Below are 17,161 nucleotides of genomic sequence, written 5' to 3'. Positions count from 1 at the left end.
GGCTGCACCAAGTCGCGCATGGTGATGTCCTCGTACAGCAGCGCGCTGTAGCCCATGATGCGTATGCCCATGATCCGGTCCTGATCGGACTGGTGTTCCAGGAGGATCAGCAGATACAGCATGATGCCGTCGCGCCGCCGTACGCGCCAGACCAGATCGCCGCGCCGATCGCGCTGCCAGCCGCTGACGTAGTTGGTGGGTAGCGGCTCCAGGGTGTCCAGATCCAGCATGGCCAGCAAGGCGGGGGGCAGGATGCCCTGGAACAGGGCGCGGACCATGTGGGGGCTGCTGAACAGCTTGCGGTAGTACTGATCGTACAGATTCATGCGCGTGTCCCAATGAAAACGTATCAGGGACACTTACTTTATGCCGGATCATGGGCGATTTGTCTGGCGGTGCATGGTTTTGTTCACTAGGGGAAATACCGGCGCGAGGCCGGTAAAATAAGTCACACTGGCGTCCGCACCCGGCCGGATAGCCACGCGCCGCGGCTTCTGTTCCCGCCGAACAGGTTTTAACGGAAAATTCGATGTTTCATATTGTTCTGGTTTCGCCCGAGATACCCCCTAACACCGGGAACGTGATCCGCCTGGCGGCCAATAGCGGGGCGGCGCTGCACCTGGTGCGGCCGCTGGGGTTCGAGCTTGACGATAAAAAGCTCAAGAGGGCGGGGCTGGACTACCATGAGTGGGCGCCGATGCGGGTGCATGACACCCTGGCCGACGCCCTGACGGCCACCGGCGCCGGCGCCGCCCGCCGCTTTGCGTTGACGACCAAGGGGCGGCGCCTGATAGGCGATATGGCGTTCGCTCCAGGCGATGTGTTCGTGTTCGGCCGCGAGACGGCGGGGCTGACGCCGGAGCAGTCCGCGCTTTTCCCGCTGGAGCAGCATGTGCGCCTGCCCATGCGGCCGGGGCAGCGCAGCCTGAACCTGTCGAACGCCGTGGCGGTGACGGTGTACGAGGCCTGGCGCCAGGCGGGGTATGAGGGGAGCGTGTGAACGCCACAGAGTTGAAGCGCCGCACCGCAAACCCATGAAGCCATTTATCGACGCCCGCGGCCCGGGCTAGCGGGATTCCGTTACGGCCGCACGCATTCTTCATAGCCACGGCCCGAAATCTCAAAACCCGGCGACGTAATTTCCAAACTGCATGGCAATCGACAGTTATGGCTGCCAACCCGCGACTGCCCGTCGCGAGGGCCGGCCGGGAGCGTTAAACGGCCTTGCGGTTTCGTCGGCGGGACATTGATCCAGGACAGGGATTCTGAAAATAATAATCAAAATGTATCCGTTATATTTTACTATATACAACGATGCGTGGAGGCAAGTAACAACGCCAGTGTTTTACAGACGACGCCAGTGTCTTCAAGCCCCGCATGAATGGGTCCAGGCCGGTTCTACGGCGCCCCTGGCCTCTGCCATCAAAATGTACGGGTGACCGTGGCATTCCCTCGGCATCCGCAGGCCATTCTACAAATAATCATATGTCCTAGGGGAAGTCAATGTCAGGAAGGGTCTCGCGCCTTTGTATAGCGGCGTTCAAAAGAAAGAAACTCAGTCTCGCGATATCCGCCTTGCTTTGTCCGCCGCTGGTGGCGGCCGCGCCCTACGGCGGACAGGTCACCAGCGGGGCGGCGGCCATCAGCCAGGCCGGCGGCGTGACCGACATCCACCAGAGCACGCAGAAGGCGGCGATCAACTGGCAGGGCTTCTCGGTGGCGCCTTCGGAAACCGTCAACTTCAGGCAGCCCAACGCCTCGGCCATGACGCTCAACCGCGTGGTGGGCAATGAGCAGAGCGTGATCCAGGGCGCGATCAACGCCAACGGCAAGGTCTTTCTGATCAACTCCAACGGCGTGCTGTTCTCGCAGGGCTCGCGGGTCAATACGGGCGGGCTGGTGGCCAGCACGCTGGACATCAGCGACCGGGATTTCGAAAACGGCAACTATGTGTTCAAAGGCCGCGACGGCGGTGGCGGCTCGGTGGTGAACATGGGCACGCTCACGGCCGCCGACGGCGGCTACGTGGCCCTGCTGGGCGAGTCCGTCTCCAACCAGGGCGTGATCATGGCCACCCAGGGCACGGTCTCGCTCAATGGGGCCAAGCGGGTGACGCTCAACTTCAATGGCGATTCGCTGCTCAGCGTGAGCCTGGACGAAGGCGCGCTCGACGCGCTGGTGGAAAACAAGGGCGCGGTCTATGCCGACGGCGGCAAGGTCATCCTGACGGCCCGGGCGGCCGACGACGTGCTGGGCTCGCAGGTGAACAACAGCGGCATCGCGCAGGCGCGCACACTGGGCGAGCTGAAGGGCGACATCCTGGCCTACGCCTACGGCGGCACGGCCAATGTGGCGGGCACGCTGGACGCCAGCGCGCCCGACGGCGGCGATGGCGGCTTCATCGAGACCTCGGGCGACAGAGTCCGGATCGCCGAAACGGCGCAGATTCGGACCCGCTCGGCGCAGGGCAGAAATGGCACCTGGCTGATAGACCCGGTGGACTTCACGATTGCCGCGAGCGGTGGCGACATGACCGGGGCTTTCCTGAGCAACTACCTGAACACTCAGGGCGACTACGAGGTGCAGTCATCGATCGGCAGCAGCGGGACGAAGGGCGATATCAACGTCAACGACGCCGTGAACTGGGCGAGCGACAACACGCTGACGCTGACCGCCGCCCACGACATCAACATCAATGCGCCGATCACCGCCTCGGGCGCCGGCGCCGGGCTAATGCTGAACTACGGCGGCGAGTACAACGTCCGCACCAAGGCCAGCTATAGCGGCACGGTGCTGAACGCTGAAGGTATTCCGGTGGCGAAGCAGGATACCAGCGGCGGGGTGTATGGCAGCGTGACCTTCACGAATGCCGCCACTCAGACGAATATCGAGAACAAGACCGGACTGGTCATCAACGGGGTCGCCTACACGCTGATCCATAGCATGAACGATCTGGCGAGCATCAGCGGCGCGGACAAGTACGCGCTGGCGCAGGACATTGATGCGGCGGCCTGGAGCGCGGCCAATATGGGAAGGGCTTCGGTGGTTTCCACGCTGACCGGCACGCTGGCCGGGCTGGGGCACTCGCTCGACAACCTGACACTGAACGGATCGCTCTACGTCGGGCTTATCGGCACTGTCAATGGCGCCACCATCCGGGATATCGGAGTGGAACACGCCGATATCAGCGCAAATTCCTACGCTGGCGTATTGGCCGCCCGCATTAACGGCACCGCAGCGAACATTTCGAACAGCTATGCCACCGGGAAGTTGGCCCTCCGCGGTGCGCAGGGAGGCGGGCTGGTGGGCCTTGTCAACAGCACCGTCGGCAACCCGACCCGCATCACGAGTTCTTACGCGGACGTCGACATAACAGGGGCCACCGCAAATGCCGGCGGGCTGGTCGGTATTGTCAACCGCTCAAGCATTGTCATCGACAAGTCCCACGCCACGGGCAGCGTGACGGGCAAGGTAGCCGATGGCGACGAGACAACTCAGGATCTTGGCGGCCTGATCGGCTCTATCACCATAGTGGCCAGCAACCCGCCCAGTTCGATCGCGAATTCCTATGCCACGGGAGCCGTGACCGGCTCACAGTATCTGGGCGGGCTGATCGGGCGGATACCCGTAGGCAGCGCCGACGGCAATATGAAAGTGGCCAACAGTTTCGCCACGGGGGACGTGACCGCGACAGCGGCAGCGATCGATTACGGGGCCCAGTATGTCGGTGGGCTGATCGGCTACGCCGCCCGTACCGATATCGACAACAGCTACGCCGAGGGAGATGTCAGCATCTCGGGCCGTATAGCCCACAATGTTGGCGGACTGGCTGGTTGGCTGGAAGGAGCGATCACCAATTCTCATGCCACCGGCAATGTTTCTGCCACTGGAGACAGCAGCGATATGATCGGGGGCTTGGTCGGCACGCTGGGCACAGGGAGCAGCATCGCCAACTCGTATGCGACGGGCAATGTGAAGGGCAATGCCTCTTCTCAAGCCTTGGGAGGCTTGGTTGGGTTCGCCGGCGCCTCCTCCTCGATCTCGAAGTCCTGGGCCAGCGGGAACGTGATCGGCGGCCGGAACTTGGGCGGGCTGGTTGGCGTCGGTCATGGCGATATCTTCGGATCGTCGGCCTCGGGCGACGTCACAGCTCTGTCCTCGTACTATGGGACGGGAGCGGGGGGACTGGTCGGCGTCCTTTTTGATGGCTCCGTTACGGATTCAACGGCGACGGGCTCCGTGACGGGAGTGGACAATCTGGCGGCCCTGGTCGGAGAAACCACCGGAATCACCTCGATCACCAATTCCACGGCCAGCGGCCGCGTGACGGGAACCGGTAACAACGTGGGCGGGCTGGTCGGCTATGCCGGAGGAGTCAGCACAAGCATCAGCAGAAGCTATTGGAATATGGACTCCACGGGCCAGCGCAGGGCCATTGGCGGGCAGGCGGACGGCCTCCAGCTCGCCATGATAGACACGCAAGGCCTGACCGGCCAGCAATTCGAGGACGTCCGCTACTACCTCGACGGCACCATCGACCAGGTGCTGGCGGACAGGGCCGCGCAGGCGGCAGCCGACGAAGAGGAGGCGCGGCGGCGCGAGGCGGAACAGCGCGAGGCGGAACAGCGCGAGGAAGCGCAGCGCGAGGCTGCACAGCGTGAACTGGCACAGCGCGAGGCGGCGCAGCGGCAGGCGCGTTTCGATGGCGCCACGCAAGTGGCTGGCGGCGCCGTCGCCGGCGCTCGCCAGCAGGCGCTCTACACCCCGAACATGGAACTGGCGGGCAGCCTCATGGCCAGCCTGCCGACTTCGCTAGACCCGAACATCGTCTTCACCCCGGGGCGCTACTCGGCCGGCATCCAGAGCATAGAGGTGGACGGGCAGACCTACCAATTGGACAAAGATGAAAGCAAGGACAACGATGAAAGCAAGGACAAAGGCAGCAAGCTGTAAAGGGCAGGGGGCTTGATGAAAATTCGGCCCCTTGCCAAAAAAGCCTTGCACTTCACGGTGAAAGGCAATCCAGGGAATCGGCTGATTCCCACCTTCCAGGGCCTAAACGCCCACAATTGTAATTGAGGAGCTTCGCAATGAAAGTCAAATCCAAGCGACTTACCGTGCTGTCAGCAGCCATTTTGTGCAGCCTCGCCGCGCCGGCCAGTTGGGCCGCCGACACGGTGTGCCAATATGTAGACTCTTCCGGGCATTTCGCAGATGCCACTGCAGCGAATGTCGGCATCTACGGAGCACCCGACACGACGATCGCCGTCGCCTCCAATTTCTATGGGCCGGCGCTCGATCTGATCACGGATTTCCTGAACTCGCCTGGCGGCACATCCTACGGACTCATTGGCCTCTGCCATAATGCGACCGGGCATTTGATGGGAGAAATTCTCAAGGATCCAACCACGCATGTGAACCCGACGCACACGGCCATTACCCTGCATTCGGGAACTGTCTACAGCGCCCACCCGACGCCCGCAAGTGGAGCCGAGGCGCTTCCGCTCGCCATCGCTTACAAATATGGTCTGTTTGCGGCGGCGAACCAGGATGCGCCGGATGATCTGGTCTACGAGACATTGAACGCAACGCCTGCGCCATACTACACAATTGGATCCTCCCATATTTATGCAAACGGGATCCCGGTAATTTTCACCGATAGTACGTCGGCACCTCCCAACAGTTTAGTGACAGGTACGGCCTCGACTGGCACCTCGGACACCATTGCGACTACGGCATCGGGACATACCATCGTTCCCGCGGCTGGCGAGGTCGCTGTCGCGGACCCCGTTCCGGCGCCTTACGGCCTGGCCGCACAGAAAATCCTGACCGACATGGGCTATACGCCATGGCCTCCGTCGATTGTCCACACGCCGCTGTTTGGCAATATCGATGTGACTTACCAGGCCGTGTTCGATCCCGCCTACCCATCGATCAATTCCGGCTTCGTTGCGAAGGCCCAGATATGCAACGCCGGCTATTCCTACGTGGAGTTTACCAATGTTGCCTACAACGTGGCTCAATATGCCGTTTTGCTTGACACGGACGGCGATTCGGTGACGACGGGCGGCAATACGGCGGAACAAGCGGCCCTGGCGCTATGGACTTTCATGAACCTGTCCAATCCCAATGCCGCTAACGCTAATCTTGGGGGCGGGGCCGGTCAGACATGGAATCAGTGGCTCACTAACCACTGCTACTCCGTGATCTAAACGAGTTGCCCTGGCGGGCCGGAGACGGGCGCCGGGGCAACTCATTCCCCGATAGACCGAAGGCAGCCATCAAGTCGAAGTAGAAGGCCCCCACCGCTCCCGTCTGCATCGGCTTGGAACGGGGCTTCCAGGCCTCGTTCGTCTGGACGCCGGAGCGCTACGGCCACATGGTCGCGCAGACGCGGTTCAGATGACATGCCCATTCTGTTTGCTTTTCATTTTCAGTTCAAGGTGTAATCATGACGACAGTGTTGCGGCCGGACGACCGGCCGCGTACCCGCCTGCGCGGTTCCACGCTCTACAGGGCGCTGCGGTCAGGCGCGGCCCTGGCTGTGTTCTCTTGCCTGACGGCTCTCGCCATGGCCGCGGCCGCCAGCCCGGCGGCGCGCCAAGTGGAAAAACCTTCGCGACAGGCCGGTAAGGTGCCGGGCGCGGCGCAAGCGCGCGATGACGGCAGCCCGCCAGTGGCCCGCATGGGCTCGGCAACCATCACACAGGCCGAACTCCAGGACATGCTGCAGCAAATACCGCCGACGCAGCGCATGCAACTCGCGGCGCGCCGGGAGGCCCTGGAAGACCTGCTGTGGCAGCGCCTGGCCGAGCGGTACCTAGTGCGAGATGCGCGAAAGGCCAATTGGGCGCAGCAGCCGCAGGTCAAGGCGCAGATCGATGCGGCGGCGCGCGAACTGAGCGACCGGATCGTGGCGGCCACCTATTTGCAGCAGCAGGCCAAGGTGCCCGACGCGTATCCGTCGCAGGACGAGTTGAAGGCGGCCTACGCCAAGCTCGCGCCGCCGCCCTCGGCGCCGGCCACCTATGCCCTGGCGCAGATCTTCCTGAAGCGGCCGGCGCCGGGCGACAGTGATTCCACCAAGGCGATGGAGGCGCTGCGCGCCCAGGCCAAGGCACTGGCGGCGCAGGCGCGCGCGGCGGGCGGCGATTTCGCCCAACTTGCCAAGGCGCACTCGCAGGACGCGGCCAGCGCCGCGCAGGGCGGCGCGCTGTCACCGCAGCCGCAGCCATTGGCGCGTATGCGCCCGGCAGCGGCCAAGGCGGCCGGCACGCTGAATGTGGGCGAAGTGAGCGACCCGGTGGAAACGGCGCAGGGCTTGTTCATTTTCAAGCTGCTGGACAAGCAGGTCGAGCGCCCGATACCCCTGGCGGAATTGGAGCCCATGCTGCGCCAGGCCATGCGCGCGGATCTGGCCAGGCGGAATGAGCGGGCCTACCTGGAAAGCATCGCGGCGCGCGGCGACATGCATGTCGATGATGCCGCGCTTGCCGCCGCGGTGGAGCGCCTGCCTTGAAACAAGGCCATGGCGCAAGCCCGTGCCGCCGCGATTTCCCGGCGAATTGTTGATCTAGGACAGAGGTCTTTTTTAATCACGATTGAAATCCTCTCGATATATCCTACAATATATAACGGTGTATAGAGGCGGGTAACAACGGCGCCAGTATCTTCGGGCCTGCATCCCCTCGGCGCACCCGCAGGCCGTTCAACAATCATTATGTGTCCTAGGGGAATTTCAATGTCTGGAAGGGTCTCCCGCCTCTGTATAGCGGCGTTCGAAACGAAGAAGCCCGGCATCGCGGTATCCGCCTTGTCTTGTCCGCCGGCGGCGGCGCCCCATGGCGGGCAGGGCGGCAGCGGGGCGGCCATCAGCCAGGCGGGCGGCGGCAGCGGCCACCCCACAAGATACGGCCGGTAACGGTAAACCAAGGCAAAACCTCGCCGGACGCGCTTGGCGCGCGCCCGGTTCTCCATCCCTCTATCCGAGCGAGTCCCATGAAGCCATCTATCGATGCCCGCCGCGCAGGCCGGCCCTTGCGCGCGCCTGTCTGCGCGGCGCTGCTGTCCTTCCTCCCTGCTATGGGCATGGCCCAGACGCCGCCCGCGCCGCCCTACGGTATCGGCGACGCCATGAAAGAGGCGCAGCCCCGTCTTCCGCAGCGCCCCCCGCAAAAGACGCCCGCGCCGGCCATCATCCAACAGGAAGAAGCGCCGTTGCGCATGGGCAAGGGCGAGACGCTGTTCGTGCGCGAATTCAAGCTCGAAGGCGCCGAATTCATAGACCAGGCCGAACTGCAGGCCCAGCTTGAACCCTACAAGGGCCGGGCCCTGACGCTGTCCGAAATCCAGGAAGCCGCCGCCAAGCTGACGGTGCTGTACCGCAGCCGCGGCTACCTCGTGGCGCGCGCCTATGTGCCGCGCCAGGACGCCAGCAAGGGCACGCTGGTGATACGCATCCTGGTGGGCAAGTTCGGCCAGTTCCAGCTCAAGAACCAGTCGCTGGTGCGCGGCGGCCTGCTGCAAGGGGTGTTCGACGCGCTCAAGTCCGACCAGGCGGTATCGCAAGCCGCGCTGGAACGCGCCATGCTGCTGGTCGGCGACATGCCGGGCGCGCAGATGCCCAAGCTGACCATCTCCCCCGGCCAGGCGCCCGGCACGTCGGATTTCGATGTGGAGGTCGGCGCCGGCCCGCGCGCCGATTTCCATGTGCTAGCCGATAACCAGGGCTCGCGCTATACCGGCAAGAACCGGCTGGTCGCGGGCCTGGACCTCAATTCCCTGCTGGGCGCGGCCGACAAGCTGTCTGTCCAGGGACTGAGCTCGCAAGACAAGGGCCTGCTCAACGGCCGCCTGGCCTATGCCTTTCCGCTGACCGCCGGCGGCCTGCGCGGGGAACTGGCGGCCACGCGCACTACTTACGAGCTGGGCTCCGACTACAAAGACCTGGACGCCACCGGGGTGGCCCGCACGCTCGAAGGCACGCTTTCCTACCCGCTGATGCGTAGCCGCGAACAAAACCTCTACCTGAACCTGAATTTTGCCGCCAAGCGCATGCGCGACGAAATCGGCGCCTATGACATGGGCATAGACAAGAAAGCCCAGGTGAGCACGCTGAGCCTGCGGCGCGAAGCCTGGAGCACGCTGTTCGGGCGCAGCACCTATACCAATCTGGACGTGGGCGTGTCCTATGGCCATCTGGGCATCCCCGACAGCGCCGAGCGGGCCCTGAACAAGAGCGGCGCCGATACCGTGGGCAATTACGCGCGCCTGAACCTCGCCTTCACGGCCAGCCAGGAACTCACCAAGACGCTCAGCGCCAGCGCGACGGTAAGCGCGCAAAAGGCGCTGATGAACAAGAACCTGGACACCATCGAGCAGATGAACATTTCCGGGCCGGCCGGGGTCAAGGCCTATCGCGAAGTGGTCAGCGGCGACAACGGCTACCTGCTCAATGCCGAACTGCGCTATATGCTGCCCGCGGTCGGCGGGCTCACGCAGTTGATCGGGGTGTTCGCCGACACCGGCCGGGTCCACCTGCAGCAGGGCGACTATTCCGACATCAACGGCCAGCGGCTGTCGGACATAGGGCTGGGCTATTACGCCAGCTACAAATCGGTGGTATTCCAGGCGCAACTGGCGCGGGCCGTCGGGCCGCGCGGGGAAGCCGTGGCCGACCAGAGCAAGACCCGCCTGCTGGCCCAGGTCAGCTTGCTGTTCTGACCCGCAAAGGAGCATGACTATGATGCAAATGGATATGGAATGGCTGTCGGGCGCGATCGACTACGGCGTGATCGGGCTGCTGGCGGTGTTGAGCGTGCTCGTGGTGGCCATAGGCATAGAGCGCGCGCTGTTCTACCGCGGCATCGAACCGGGCCGGATCGGCGACATCAAGTCGCTCGAACTGGTGCTGACGCGGCGGCTTTTCGTCATCGCTTCGGTGGCGAGCAACGCGCCCTACCTGGGGCTGCTGGGCACGGTGTTCGGCATCATGCTCACCTTCTACAAGATGGGGCAGGACTCGGCCATCGATACCGGGCAGATCATGATGGGGCTGGCGCTCGCGCTCAAGGCGACCGCGGTGGGCCTGATCGTGGCGCTGGTGGCGGTGGTGCTCTACAACACGCTGCTCAGGAAGGCCAAGGTGTTGATGCTTGAATGGGAGATCGCCCGTGGACGAGAAACAGTTTGAAAGCATGAACATGATTCCCTTCATCGACATCATGCTGGTGCTGCTGACCATCGTGCTGACGACGTCCAGCTTCATCGCCGGCGGCCGGATAACGGTGAACCTGCCGCAAGCCTCGGCGAGCGCGGCGGATGCGAAGGAACTCGAAACCATAGAAATCGACGCCGCCGGGACGGTCTACTACGCCGGCGCGGCGATTGGCATCGAGCCGTTGAAGGCCAGGCTGGCGGCGCTAGACAGCAACACGCCCTTCCTGCTGCGCGCGGACAAGGCCGTGCCGCTGCAGCAGTTCATAGACGTGGCCGACGCGCTCAAGCAGCTGGGCTTTTCCCGGGTGGCGGTGCAGACCGAGGCAGGCAAGCGATGAACACCAAGGCGGCGCGGCGGGCGGGCGATGGCGGCATCCGCCCGCGCTTCACGCTGGCGCACGGCCTGGCCGTTTCCCTGCTGCTGCATGGGGCGCTGGGGCTGACGTGGCTGGCGGCGGGGCGCGCCGCGCCTCCGCCGCCGCAGCGCGCCCCGCTGATGGTCGAGCTGTTCGGCATGGTCAGCGACCGCCAGGTCCAGGAGCGGCAGGCCGGCAGCGAGGCGGACCGCCCGGCCGAGGCCCCGCAAGACGCCGTGCCGCCGGCGCCCGAGGAACCCATCCAGCAGGAAGTGGCGGTGGCCAAGGAGGAAACGCCCGAGGAAGAAGTGGCTGAAGAGCCCGAGGCCGAAAAGGAGGCGCCCGAAAAGCCGCCGGAATACACGGCGCCCAGCCCGGTGCAGGTGGAAAAGCCCAAGAAGGTCGCCAAGGCCAAGCCCCAGGCGCAGGCCCGCCCCGCAAGGCAGGCGGTCGCCCCTACGCCCCCGGCGAAGCGCGACCAGGAGGCGCGCATCCAGCAAACCATACAGGCGCGCGAAACCGAGGCCGATATGCTCCGCAGATACGTGTCCGAGGTGTCAAAGACCATCGCGGGCCATCTGGTCTATCCGCCCGCCGCCCTCAAGGCCGGCTACGTAGGCAACCCCATGATCCGCTTGACGATTACCGAGAGCGGCGACATCCAGCCCGGTTCGCTGGCGATAGAGAAAAGCAGCGGCTACGCCATGCTGGACGACAACGCGCTGCAGGCGGCGCAGGCCAGCGCCCCCTTCCCCCGGCCGCCGCGGCGGATACAGGTGAAGACCAGGCTGTTCTTCAGGGAAGACGGCTAGGGATCGGCGCTGTGGCGCGCTTTCAATCCAGCGACAAATTCAGCCGGTTGATCACTTCGTCCCAGCGCGCCTTCTCGGCCTTGATCATTGCGCTCAACTCGGCGGGCGATGACGGCGCGGGGGTGAAGTACAGCGCCGCCATCTTCTGCTTCACATCCGGCAAGGCCAGGATGCCGGTGATGGACTTGTTCAGGCGCGCGGCCACGTCGGCCGGCGTGCCGGCGGGCACGAAAATGGCGTCCCAGGAAATCGACTCGAAGCCGGGATAGCCCTGCGAGGCCATGGTCGGCAGACCGGGCAGCACGTCGCTGCTTTCCAGGCTGGTGATCGCCAGCGCCCTTACCTTGCCGGCCTTGACCTGCGGCATCGCCACGCCGGGCACCATGAAGCCGGCCTGGATGTCCCCGGCGATGATGGACGTGATGATCTGCGGGAACCCCGTATAGGGGATCTGCTGCAGCTTGATGCCCGCCTGGTGCTCGAGCATCGCCATGCCCAGGTGCGAAGAACTGCCCGGGCCCACCGAACCGTAATTCAGCGCGCCCGGCTGCTCCTTGGCCATGCGCACGAAGTCCTGGAGGTTCGCCGCCGGGGAACTTTGCGGCACCACGAGCACATTGGGGCTGGTCCCCACCAGGCTGATGGGGTCGAGATCCGTCATCGGGTCGTAGCCCAGGGTCTTCTTGTACAAGGCCGGCGCGGTCACGATGGGGCCGTTGATGGTCAGCAGCAGGGTATAGCCGTCCGGCTTGGCCCTGCTGGCGTAGCGCGTGCCGATATTGCCGCCGGCGCCCGGCTTGTTTTCCACCACCACAGGCTGGCCCAGGTCCTTGGCCAGCGGCTCGGCGATCGCCCGCGCCAGCGTGTCGGGCGAGGAGCCCGCGGGGAAGGGCACGACCAGCTGTATCGGCCGGTCCGGCCAGGCGGCGGCGCGGGCGGCGCCGCCAAGCAGCATGGCGCCGGCGGCGGCCAGGCCGAGAATGAATGAATGCAATGTGCGGCGAGCGGGGGAAAAACCGGTCATTGGGCTTCCTAGGTCAAAAGAGGTCGGCATGAAGATGTCCGTATGACGTGAACGCGCCATTCAGCGCGGCATGGAAGGGGCTTCGGCGCGCGGCTCGCGGGCCAGCAGGGTGGATACCGCCACGCGCGGCGCCAGGCCTTCGAACAGTACATTGCAGACGGCTTCGGTGATGGGCAGGTCCACGCCATGCTCGCGGCCCAGCGCCAGCGCCGCGCGCGCGCAGCGCACGCCCTCGGCGGTCATGCCGCCCGCCAGTATGCCGGCCAGCGCCTGCCCTTGCCCTATCGCCAGCCCGACTTGCCGGTTGCGCGACAGGGCGCCGGTCGCCGTCAGCACCAGGTCGCCCAGGCCGGCCAGGCCGGCGAAGGTCTCGGCCTGCCCGCCCAGGGCCAGCCCCAGGCGCTGCATTTCGGCCAGCCCGCGGGTGATCAGCGCCGCGCGGGCGTTGCTGCCCAGCCCCAGGCCATCGGATATGCCGCAAGCGATCGCCATGATGTTCTTCAAGGCGCCGCCCACTTCGACGCCGATGATGTCGGTGCTGGTGTAGATGCGCGCGTGGGCGCCATGCAGAGCCGCCAGGACGGCCTCCGCGGCCGGTGCCTGCCGCGTGGCGAGGGTGAGCGCCACCGGCAGCCCTTGCGCCACCTCGCGGGCGAAGGAGGGGCCGGACAGCACCCCCAGGCCGATGTCCGGCCAGCCGGCCAGGGCGGCCTGCGCGATCTGGTGGGGCAGCAGGCCGGTTTCGTGCTGGAAACCCTTGCAGGTCCAGACTATGTTCAATTTGGCGCCCAGGCCCGGCGCCAGGGCATGGGCCACTTGCGCGCAGATATCGGCCAGGCCGGCCACCGGCACGCCCAGGATGATCAGGCCCCGGCCGGCGTCCGCCGCGCACGCGTGGTCGACGGCCTCTTGCAGGCTGGCCGTGGCGCGCAGGGCGGGGGGCAGGGGGATGTCGGGCAGGTAGCGGGTATTGCGGTGTTCCTGGCCGATCAGGCGGGCGGCGGCAGGGTCGCGCGCCCAAAGCAGGGTATCGGCCTGCGAGCTTGCCAGCGCCGCCAGCGCTGTGCCCCAGCTTCCCGCGCCAAGGACCGCGACGCGGATACGCTGGCTGCAAGCACTCATTGGGCGCGCCCTTTTATTGGCGGGTCATGCCGGGAGGCAGGATCAGGCCCGAGTCTTCCTGGCCGCCTTGCTGTTCTTGCGACAACTGGGCGATGCGCTGTTCGTACAGGCCCTGGAAGTTGACTTCGGCCAGGTGCAGCGGCGGCAGCGAAGTGCGCGTGATGGCGTCGGCCACGTTGGCGCGCAGGTAGGGGTAGAGCATGGTCGGGCACACGATGCCGATCAATGGATCGAGCTGCTCGGCGGGAATGTTGGCCGCTTCGAAAATGCCGGCTTGCGTGGCTTCGACCAGGTACAGCACCTTGTCGCCGATGCGCGTGGTGACTGTGGCGGTGACGGTTGCCTCGTACACGGTATCGGCAAGGCGCTGGCCGCCGACGTTGATCGAGACTTCCACCGTGGGGCCTTCCTGTTCAAGAAAGATCTGGGGCGCATTGGGCATTTCCAGCGACAGATCCTTGATATAGGTGCGCTGCAGGCTGAAGCTGGGGTCCTGGCTGTCTTCTTGACTGCCTTGATTGCCTTGGCTGTTTTGTTTCTGGTCGGCCATAGTGTTTCCTGGAAAGGGGTGGGGGTTGAGCGAAGTATTGGGATCAGGCGGCCAGCAGGGGCAGCAGGCCGTTGGCGCGGTCGAGGGCGGCCAGGTCGTCGTAGCCGCCGACATGCGTGTCGCCGATATAGATCTGCGGCACCGTGCGCCGGCCGGTGCGTTCCATCATGATGGCGCGCTGTTCCGGGTTCAGGTCGATGCGGATTTTTTCGATTTCGGCCACGCCGCGCTGCTTGAGCAGCATTTCGGCGCGGACGCAATACGGGCACACGGCGGTGCTGTACATAGTTACGGTTGCCATGAAGATTCCTTGGTAGCAAAAAACGGGCGATCAGGTTTTCCGGGAGAGCGGCATGCCGTCCTTGGTCCAGCCCTGCAGGCCGCCGGCGAGGCTGACCGCCTCGTCGTAGCCCTGCTTGCGCAGCGAACCCGCCACGCGCGCGGAATCGCGGCCCTGATCGCATACAACGATAATAGGCTTGTTTTTGGGCAGGGTGCCCAGTTTGGATGTCAAATCCGCCACCGGCAAGTTGCGCGCCTGCGGTATGCTTCCGTTCTTGAAGGATTCATGGCTGCGCACGTCCAGGAAGAGGCCTTGCTTCTGGTTGGCCAGTTGCACGGCCTCCTGCACGCTGACCGTCTTGCCGCCGCCTTTCAGTATGTTGGGCAATAGCAGCATGACGCCGGACGCGAGGGCGACGAATAAAACAATGAGGTTGTTCTGATCTAGAAAAAAGTCCACGATATATCCCGAATATGCCCTTGGAAAAAGGGCAGAATCAGACGATTATAAAATGGACGGCGAATTTCAACTTTTGGGCGTTTTTTTATCATGCATAAACTTGTTCTGATGCGCCACGGCGAAAGCCAGTGGAACCTTGAAAACCGTTTCACCGGCTGGACCGACGTGGATCTGACCGATACCGGCCGCGAGCAGGCCAGGCTGGCCGGCGAACTGCTCAAGCAGAAGGGTTTCGAATTCGACCTGGCGTATTCATCGGTCTTGAAGCGCGCCATCCGCACGCTCTGGATCGCGCTGGACGCGATGGACGCCATGTACACGCCCACCGGGCTCAGCTGGCGCCTGAACGAGCGCCATTATGGCGCCCTGCAGGGCCTGAACAAGGCGGAAACCGCCCGGAAATTCGGCGAAGAGCAAGTCTTGATATGGCGCCGCGCCTATGCGATTGCGCCCGATCCCATCGCCGCGGACGATGCCCGCCATCCGCGCTTCGACCGCCGCTACGCCAAGATTTCCGCCGACAAGCTGCCCGCCACGGAGTGCCTGGCCGACACGGTGGAGCGCGTATTGCCGTTCTGGAACGAGTCCATCGCTCCCGCCGTCCGCGCCGGGCGCCGTGTGCTGGTTTCGGCGCACGGCAACAGCCTGCGCGCCCTCATCAAGCATCTGGACGGCATTTCCGATGAGGACATCGTGCACCTGAATATTCCCACCGGCCAGCCCCTGGTCTACGAACTGGACGATGACTTGCGTCCGATACGCCATTATTATCTGGGCGACCCGGCCGAGATCGAAGCGGCGATGGCCGCGGTCGCCAGCCAGGGCAAGGCCCATAAGGAATAGCATGCGGCGTGTGTCCGGTTTTGTCGTGCTGGCCCTATGGGCGGGCCTCGCCTGCGGCGCCGAGCCCACGCTTGCGCAAAGGCAGGCCGACGCAAGAAAGCAGCAGACCGAACTGCGCGAACGCATCCAGGCCCTGCAGAAAGAAATAGACAGCCAGGAATCGTCGCGCCGCGACGCGGCCCAGGACTTGAAGGCTTCCGAATCGGCCATTTCGTCCATCAACCTGCAACTGTCCGAGCTTGCCGCGCGCCAGCGCAAGACCGAGCATGAGCTCAAGGAGCTCGACGCGCAGATCGCCGGGCAAAAGCATGAACTCGGCCAGCGCCAGCAGGAACTGGGCGATCAGCTGCGCGCCCAGTACGCCAGCGGCCTGTCGCCCTGGACGGCATTGCTGTCGGGCGACGATCCGCAGGTCATAGGCCGCGACTTGAGCTACCTGGGCTATATCTCGCAAGCGCAGGCCGATGCGGTGCGCGGCGTTCGCCGCGCGCTCGACAGCCTGGCCGCGCTGCAGGCCCGCTCGCAGGCCAACCAGAAAGAATTGATCCAGCTCGCGCAGGAAACCGCCGGGCAGAAGGCGTCGCTGCAGGAGCAGAAGGCGGAGCGGCAGAAAGTGCTGGAACGCATCGAGAGCCTGCTGCATGAGCAGCGCAGCCAGGCGCAGCGCCTGGAACGCAATGACAAGCGCCTGGGCGACCTGGTCGGCGGCCTGGAAAAGGCGATAGCGAAGCAGGCCGAAGAAGCCCGCCTCGCCGAAGAAAGGCGCAAGGCGGAAGCGGCCCGCAGGGCCGAGCAGGCCAGGCTGGCCGCCCTGGAGCAGCGCCGCGCCCTGGAGCGCGAGCGCGCGGCCGCGCGCAAGGCGGAACAGGCGGCGCAGGCCGCCCAGGAACGCGCGCGGCGCCTGCGCGACGAAAAAGAAGCCGAAAAGGCCAGGCTGCAGGTCGAGGCCGCCCGGGCCCAGGCGCGCGCGGCCGAGGAGGCCGCCGCCCGCCCGCCCGCGCCCAGGCCTGAACCCGAGGCCGTGGAAGCGGAATCGATCAAGGGCTCGGTGCCGGGCGCCGGCCAGCCGCGCCTGGCTCCCGCGGGCGGCTTCGCCGGCCTGAAGAAGGGCGCGCCCTATCCGGTGCGCGGCGATGTGTTGGGGCGTTTCGGCGCGGAGCGGCCCGAAGGCGGCCTATGGCGCGGCATCGTGCTGCGCTCGCCCGAAGGCGCCAAAGTGCACGCCATCGCGCCGGGCCGGGTGGTTTACGCCAACTGGCTCAGCGGCTTCGGCAACATTGTGATCGTCGATCACGGGGCCAAATACCTTAGTGTGTATGCCTATAACCAGAGCCTATTGAAGCGCGTGGGCGACATCGTGGATACTGGCGATACCATCGCCACGGTGGGCGCCACGGGCGGCCAAGTGGACTCGGGTCTATACTTTGAAATTCGGCATCAGGGTACGCCCGTAAATCCTCTGCTTTGGTTAAGGCAGTAATTTCGGTACTATTT

At 64.9% G+C, this 17,161-nt stretch carries 17 protein-coding genes; 11 read left to right on the top strand and 6 right to left on the bottom strand.

Annotation, left to right across the window (positions count from 1 at the left end; all coding sequences use genetic code 11):
• A partial coding sequence (locus BUB23_RS05975) for an Rpn family recombination-promoting nuclease/putative transposase (RefSeq protein WP_143160889.1) occupies positions 1-326 on the bottom strand: 326 nt, incomplete at its 3' end.
• 203 nt (positions 327-529) lie between these two features.
• Between BUB23_RS05975 and BUB23_RS05970 the strand changes: the two genes are divergently transcribed.
• The 9 genes from BUB23_RS05970 to BUB23_RS05935 all read left to right on the top strand — a co-directional run bounded on the left by BUB23_RS05970 (position 530) and on the right by BUB23_RS05935 (position 11,386).
• Complete coding sequence (locus BUB23_RS05970) at positions 530-1,000, top strand: tRNA (cytidine(34)-2'-O)-methyltransferase (protein ID WP_073102150.1); 471 nt, start codon at positions 530-532, stop codon at positions 998-1,000.
• Between the two features lie 503 nt (positions 1,001-1,503).
• Positions 1,504-4,953 carry a two-partner secretion domain-containing protein gene (locus tag BUB23_RS05965; RefSeq protein WP_084135791.1) on the top strand — a complete coding sequence of 1,150 codons (3,450 nt, stop codon included), beginning with the start codon at positions 1,504-1,506 and terminating at the stop codon, positions 4,951-4,953.
• A gap of 137 nt (positions 4,954-5,090) precedes the next feature.
• Positions 5,091-6,212, top strand: a complete 1,122-nt coding sequence (locus tag BUB23_RS05960; protein WP_073102148.1) for a type 2 periplasmic-binding domain-containing protein — start codon at positions 5,091-5,093, stop codon at positions 6,210-6,212.
• A gap of 239 nt (positions 6,213-6,451) precedes the next feature.
• Positions 6,452-7,519, top strand: coding sequence for a peptidylprolyl isomerase (locus BUB23_RS05955; protein WP_073102147.1), 1,068 nt, complete (start codon positions 6,452-6,454; stop codon positions 7,517-7,519).
• Between the two features lie 222 nt (positions 7,520-7,741).
• A complete protein-coding gene (locus BUB23_RS26975; RefSeq protein WP_178372272.1) occupies positions 7,742-7,921 on the top strand; it encodes a hypothetical protein in 180 nt (59 codons plus the stop codon).
• Between the two features lie 77 nt (positions 7,922-7,998).
• The gene (locus BUB23_RS05950; protein WP_073102146.1) at positions 7,999-9,723 is read left to right on the top strand and encodes a ShlB/FhaC/HecB family hemolysin secretion/activation protein; all 1,725 of its coding nucleotides are present in this window, start codon (positions 7,999-8,001) and stop codon (positions 9,721-9,723) included.
• A gap of 19 nt (positions 9,724-9,742) precedes the next feature.
• On the top strand, positions 9,743-10,192 hold the full coding sequence (exbB, locus tag BUB23_RS05945) for a TonB-system energizer ExbB (RefSeq protein ID WP_218598875.1): 450 nt from the start codon (positions 9,743-9,745) through the stop codon (positions 10,190-10,192).
• Entirely contained in the window at positions 10,173-10,556 is a 384-nt protein-coding gene (locus BUB23_RS05940; protein ID WP_073102145.1) for an ExbD/TolR family protein, read from the top strand. Before exbB ends, BUB23_RS05940 begins: the two co-directional genes overlap by 20 nt.
• Positions 10,553-11,386, top strand: coding sequence for an energy transducer TonB (locus BUB23_RS05935; protein WP_073102144.1), 834 nt, complete (start codon positions 10,553-10,555; stop codon positions 11,384-11,386). The genes BUB23_RS05940 and BUB23_RS05935 overlap by 4 nt, the downstream gene beginning before the upstream one ends.
• A 22-nt stretch (positions 11,387-11,408) precedes the next feature.
• On the opposite strand, the gene BUB23_RS05930 is transcribed toward BUB23_RS05935, so the two are convergent.
• Genes BUB23_RS05930 through BUB23_RS05910 form a run of 5 tightly spaced genes read right to left on the bottom strand, consistent with a single transcriptional unit; the run spans position 11,409 to position 14,824 of the window.
• Positions 11,409-12,410 (bottom strand): Bug family tripartite tricarboxylate transporter substrate binding protein, encoded by a 1,002-nt coding sequence (locus tag BUB23_RS05930; protein ID WP_073102143.1) that lies wholly within the window; start codon positions 12,408-12,410, stop codon positions 11,409-11,411.
• 60 nt (positions 12,411-12,470) lie between these two features.
• Positions 12,471-13,532, bottom strand: a complete 1,062-nt coding sequence (locus BUB23_RS05925) for an NAD(P)H-dependent glycerol-3-phosphate dehydrogenase (RefSeq protein ID WP_073102142.1) — start codon at positions 13,530-13,532, stop codon at positions 12,471-12,473.
• A gap of 13 nt (positions 13,533-13,545) precedes the next feature.
• Complete coding sequence (secB, locus tag BUB23_RS05920) at positions 13,546-14,082, bottom strand: protein-export chaperone SecB (protein ID WP_073102141.1); 537 nt, start codon at positions 14,080-14,082, stop codon at positions 13,546-13,548.
• A 43-nt stretch (positions 14,083-14,125) separates the two neighbouring features.
• On the bottom strand, positions 14,126-14,383 hold the full coding sequence (gene grxC, locus BUB23_RS05915; protein WP_073102140.1) for a glutaredoxin 3: 258 nt from the start codon (positions 14,381-14,383) through the stop codon (positions 14,126-14,128).
• A gap of 30 nt (positions 14,384-14,413) precedes the next feature.
• On the bottom strand, positions 14,414-14,824 hold the full coding sequence (locus tag BUB23_RS05910) for a rhodanese-like domain-containing protein (protein WP_073102139.1): 411 nt from the start codon (positions 14,822-14,824) through the stop codon (positions 14,414-14,416).
• A gap of 90 nt (positions 14,825-14,914) precedes the next feature.
• On the opposite strand from BUB23_RS05910, the gene gpmA reads away from it, so the two are divergent.
• Together gpmA and BUB23_RS05900 are read left to right on the top strand one after the other, a co-directional pair.
• Positions 14,915-15,667 (top strand): 2,3-diphosphoglycerate-dependent phosphoglycerate mutase, encoded by a 753-nt coding sequence (gene gpmA / locus BUB23_RS05905; protein ID WP_073102138.1) that lies wholly within the window; start codon positions 14,915-14,917, stop codon positions 15,665-15,667.
• 1 nt (position 15,668) lies between these two features.
• Positions 15,669-17,147 carry a murein hydrolase activator EnvC family protein gene (locus BUB23_RS05900; protein WP_073102137.1) on the top strand — a complete coding sequence of 493 codons (1,479 nt, stop codon included), beginning with the start codon at positions 15,669-15,671 and terminating at the stop codon, positions 17,145-17,147.
• Positions 17,148-17,161 lie beyond the last annotated feature (14 nt).

Source organism: Pollutimonas bauzanensis (assembly GCF_900129885.1).
GTDB lineage: Bacteria > Pseudomonadota > Gammaproteobacteria > Burkholderiales > Burkholderiaceae_B > Pollutimonas > Pollutimonas bauzanensis.
The sequence above is the reverse complement of the archived record's forward strand: the minus strand, read 5'-3'. Positions and strand labels throughout refer to the sequence as shown.

Excerpts from the sequence above, each read along its gene's own strand:
- BUB23_RS05970 (WP_073102150.1), top strand. The coding sequence starts at position 530 with ATGTTTCATATTGTTCTGGTTTCGCCCGAGATACCCCCTAACACCGGG.
- BUB23_RS05965 (WP_084135791.1), top strand. The coding sequence starts at position 1,504 with ATGTCAGGAAGGGTCTCGCGCCTTTGTATAGCGGCGTTCAAAAGAAAG.
- BUB23_RS05960 (WP_073102148.1), top strand. The coding sequence starts at position 5,091 with ATGAAAGTCAAATCCAAGCGACTTACCGTGCTGTCAGCAGCCATTTTG.
- BUB23_RS05955 (WP_073102147.1), top strand. The coding sequence starts at position 6,452 with ATGACGACAGTGTTGCGGCCGGACGACCGGCCGCGTACCCGCCTGCGC.
- BUB23_RS26975 (WP_178372272.1), top strand. The coding sequence starts at position 7,742 with ATGTCTGGAAGGGTCTCCCGCCTCTGTATAGCGGCGTTCGAAACGAAG.
- BUB23_RS05950 (WP_073102146.1), top strand. The coding sequence starts at position 7,999 with ATGAAGCCATCTATCGATGCCCGCCGCGCAGGCCGGCCCTTGCGCGCG.
- exbB (WP_218598875.1), top strand. The coding sequence starts at position 9,743 with ATGATGCAAATGGATATGGAATGGCTGTCGGGCGCGATCGACTACGGC.
- BUB23_RS05935 (WP_073102144.1), top strand. The coding sequence starts at position 10,553 with ATGAACACCAAGGCGGCGCGGCGGGCGGGCGATGGCGGCATCCGCCCG.
- BUB23_RS05930 (WP_073102143.1), bottom strand. The coding sequence starts at position 12,410 with ATGACCGGTTTTTCCCCCGCTCGCCGCACATTGCATTCATTCATTCTC.
- BUB23_RS05925 (WP_073102142.1), bottom strand. The coding sequence starts at position 13,532 with ATGAGTGCTTGCAGCCAGCGTATCCGCGTCGCGGTCCTTGGCGCGGGA.
- secB (WP_073102141.1), bottom strand. The coding sequence starts at position 14,082 with ATGGCCGACCAGAAACAAAACAGCCAAGGCAATCAAGGCAGTCAAGAA.
- grxC (WP_073102140.1), bottom strand. The coding sequence starts at position 14,383 with ATGGCAACCGTAACTATGTACAGCACCGCCGTGTGCCCGTATTGCGTC.
- gpmA (WP_073102138.1), top strand. The coding sequence starts at position 14,915 with ATGCATAAACTTGTTCTGATGCGCCACGGCGAAAGCCAGTGGAACCTT.
- BUB23_RS05900 (WP_073102137.1), top strand. The coding sequence starts at position 15,669 with ATGCGGCGTGTGTCCGGTTTTGTCGTGCTGGCCCTATGGGCGGGCCTC.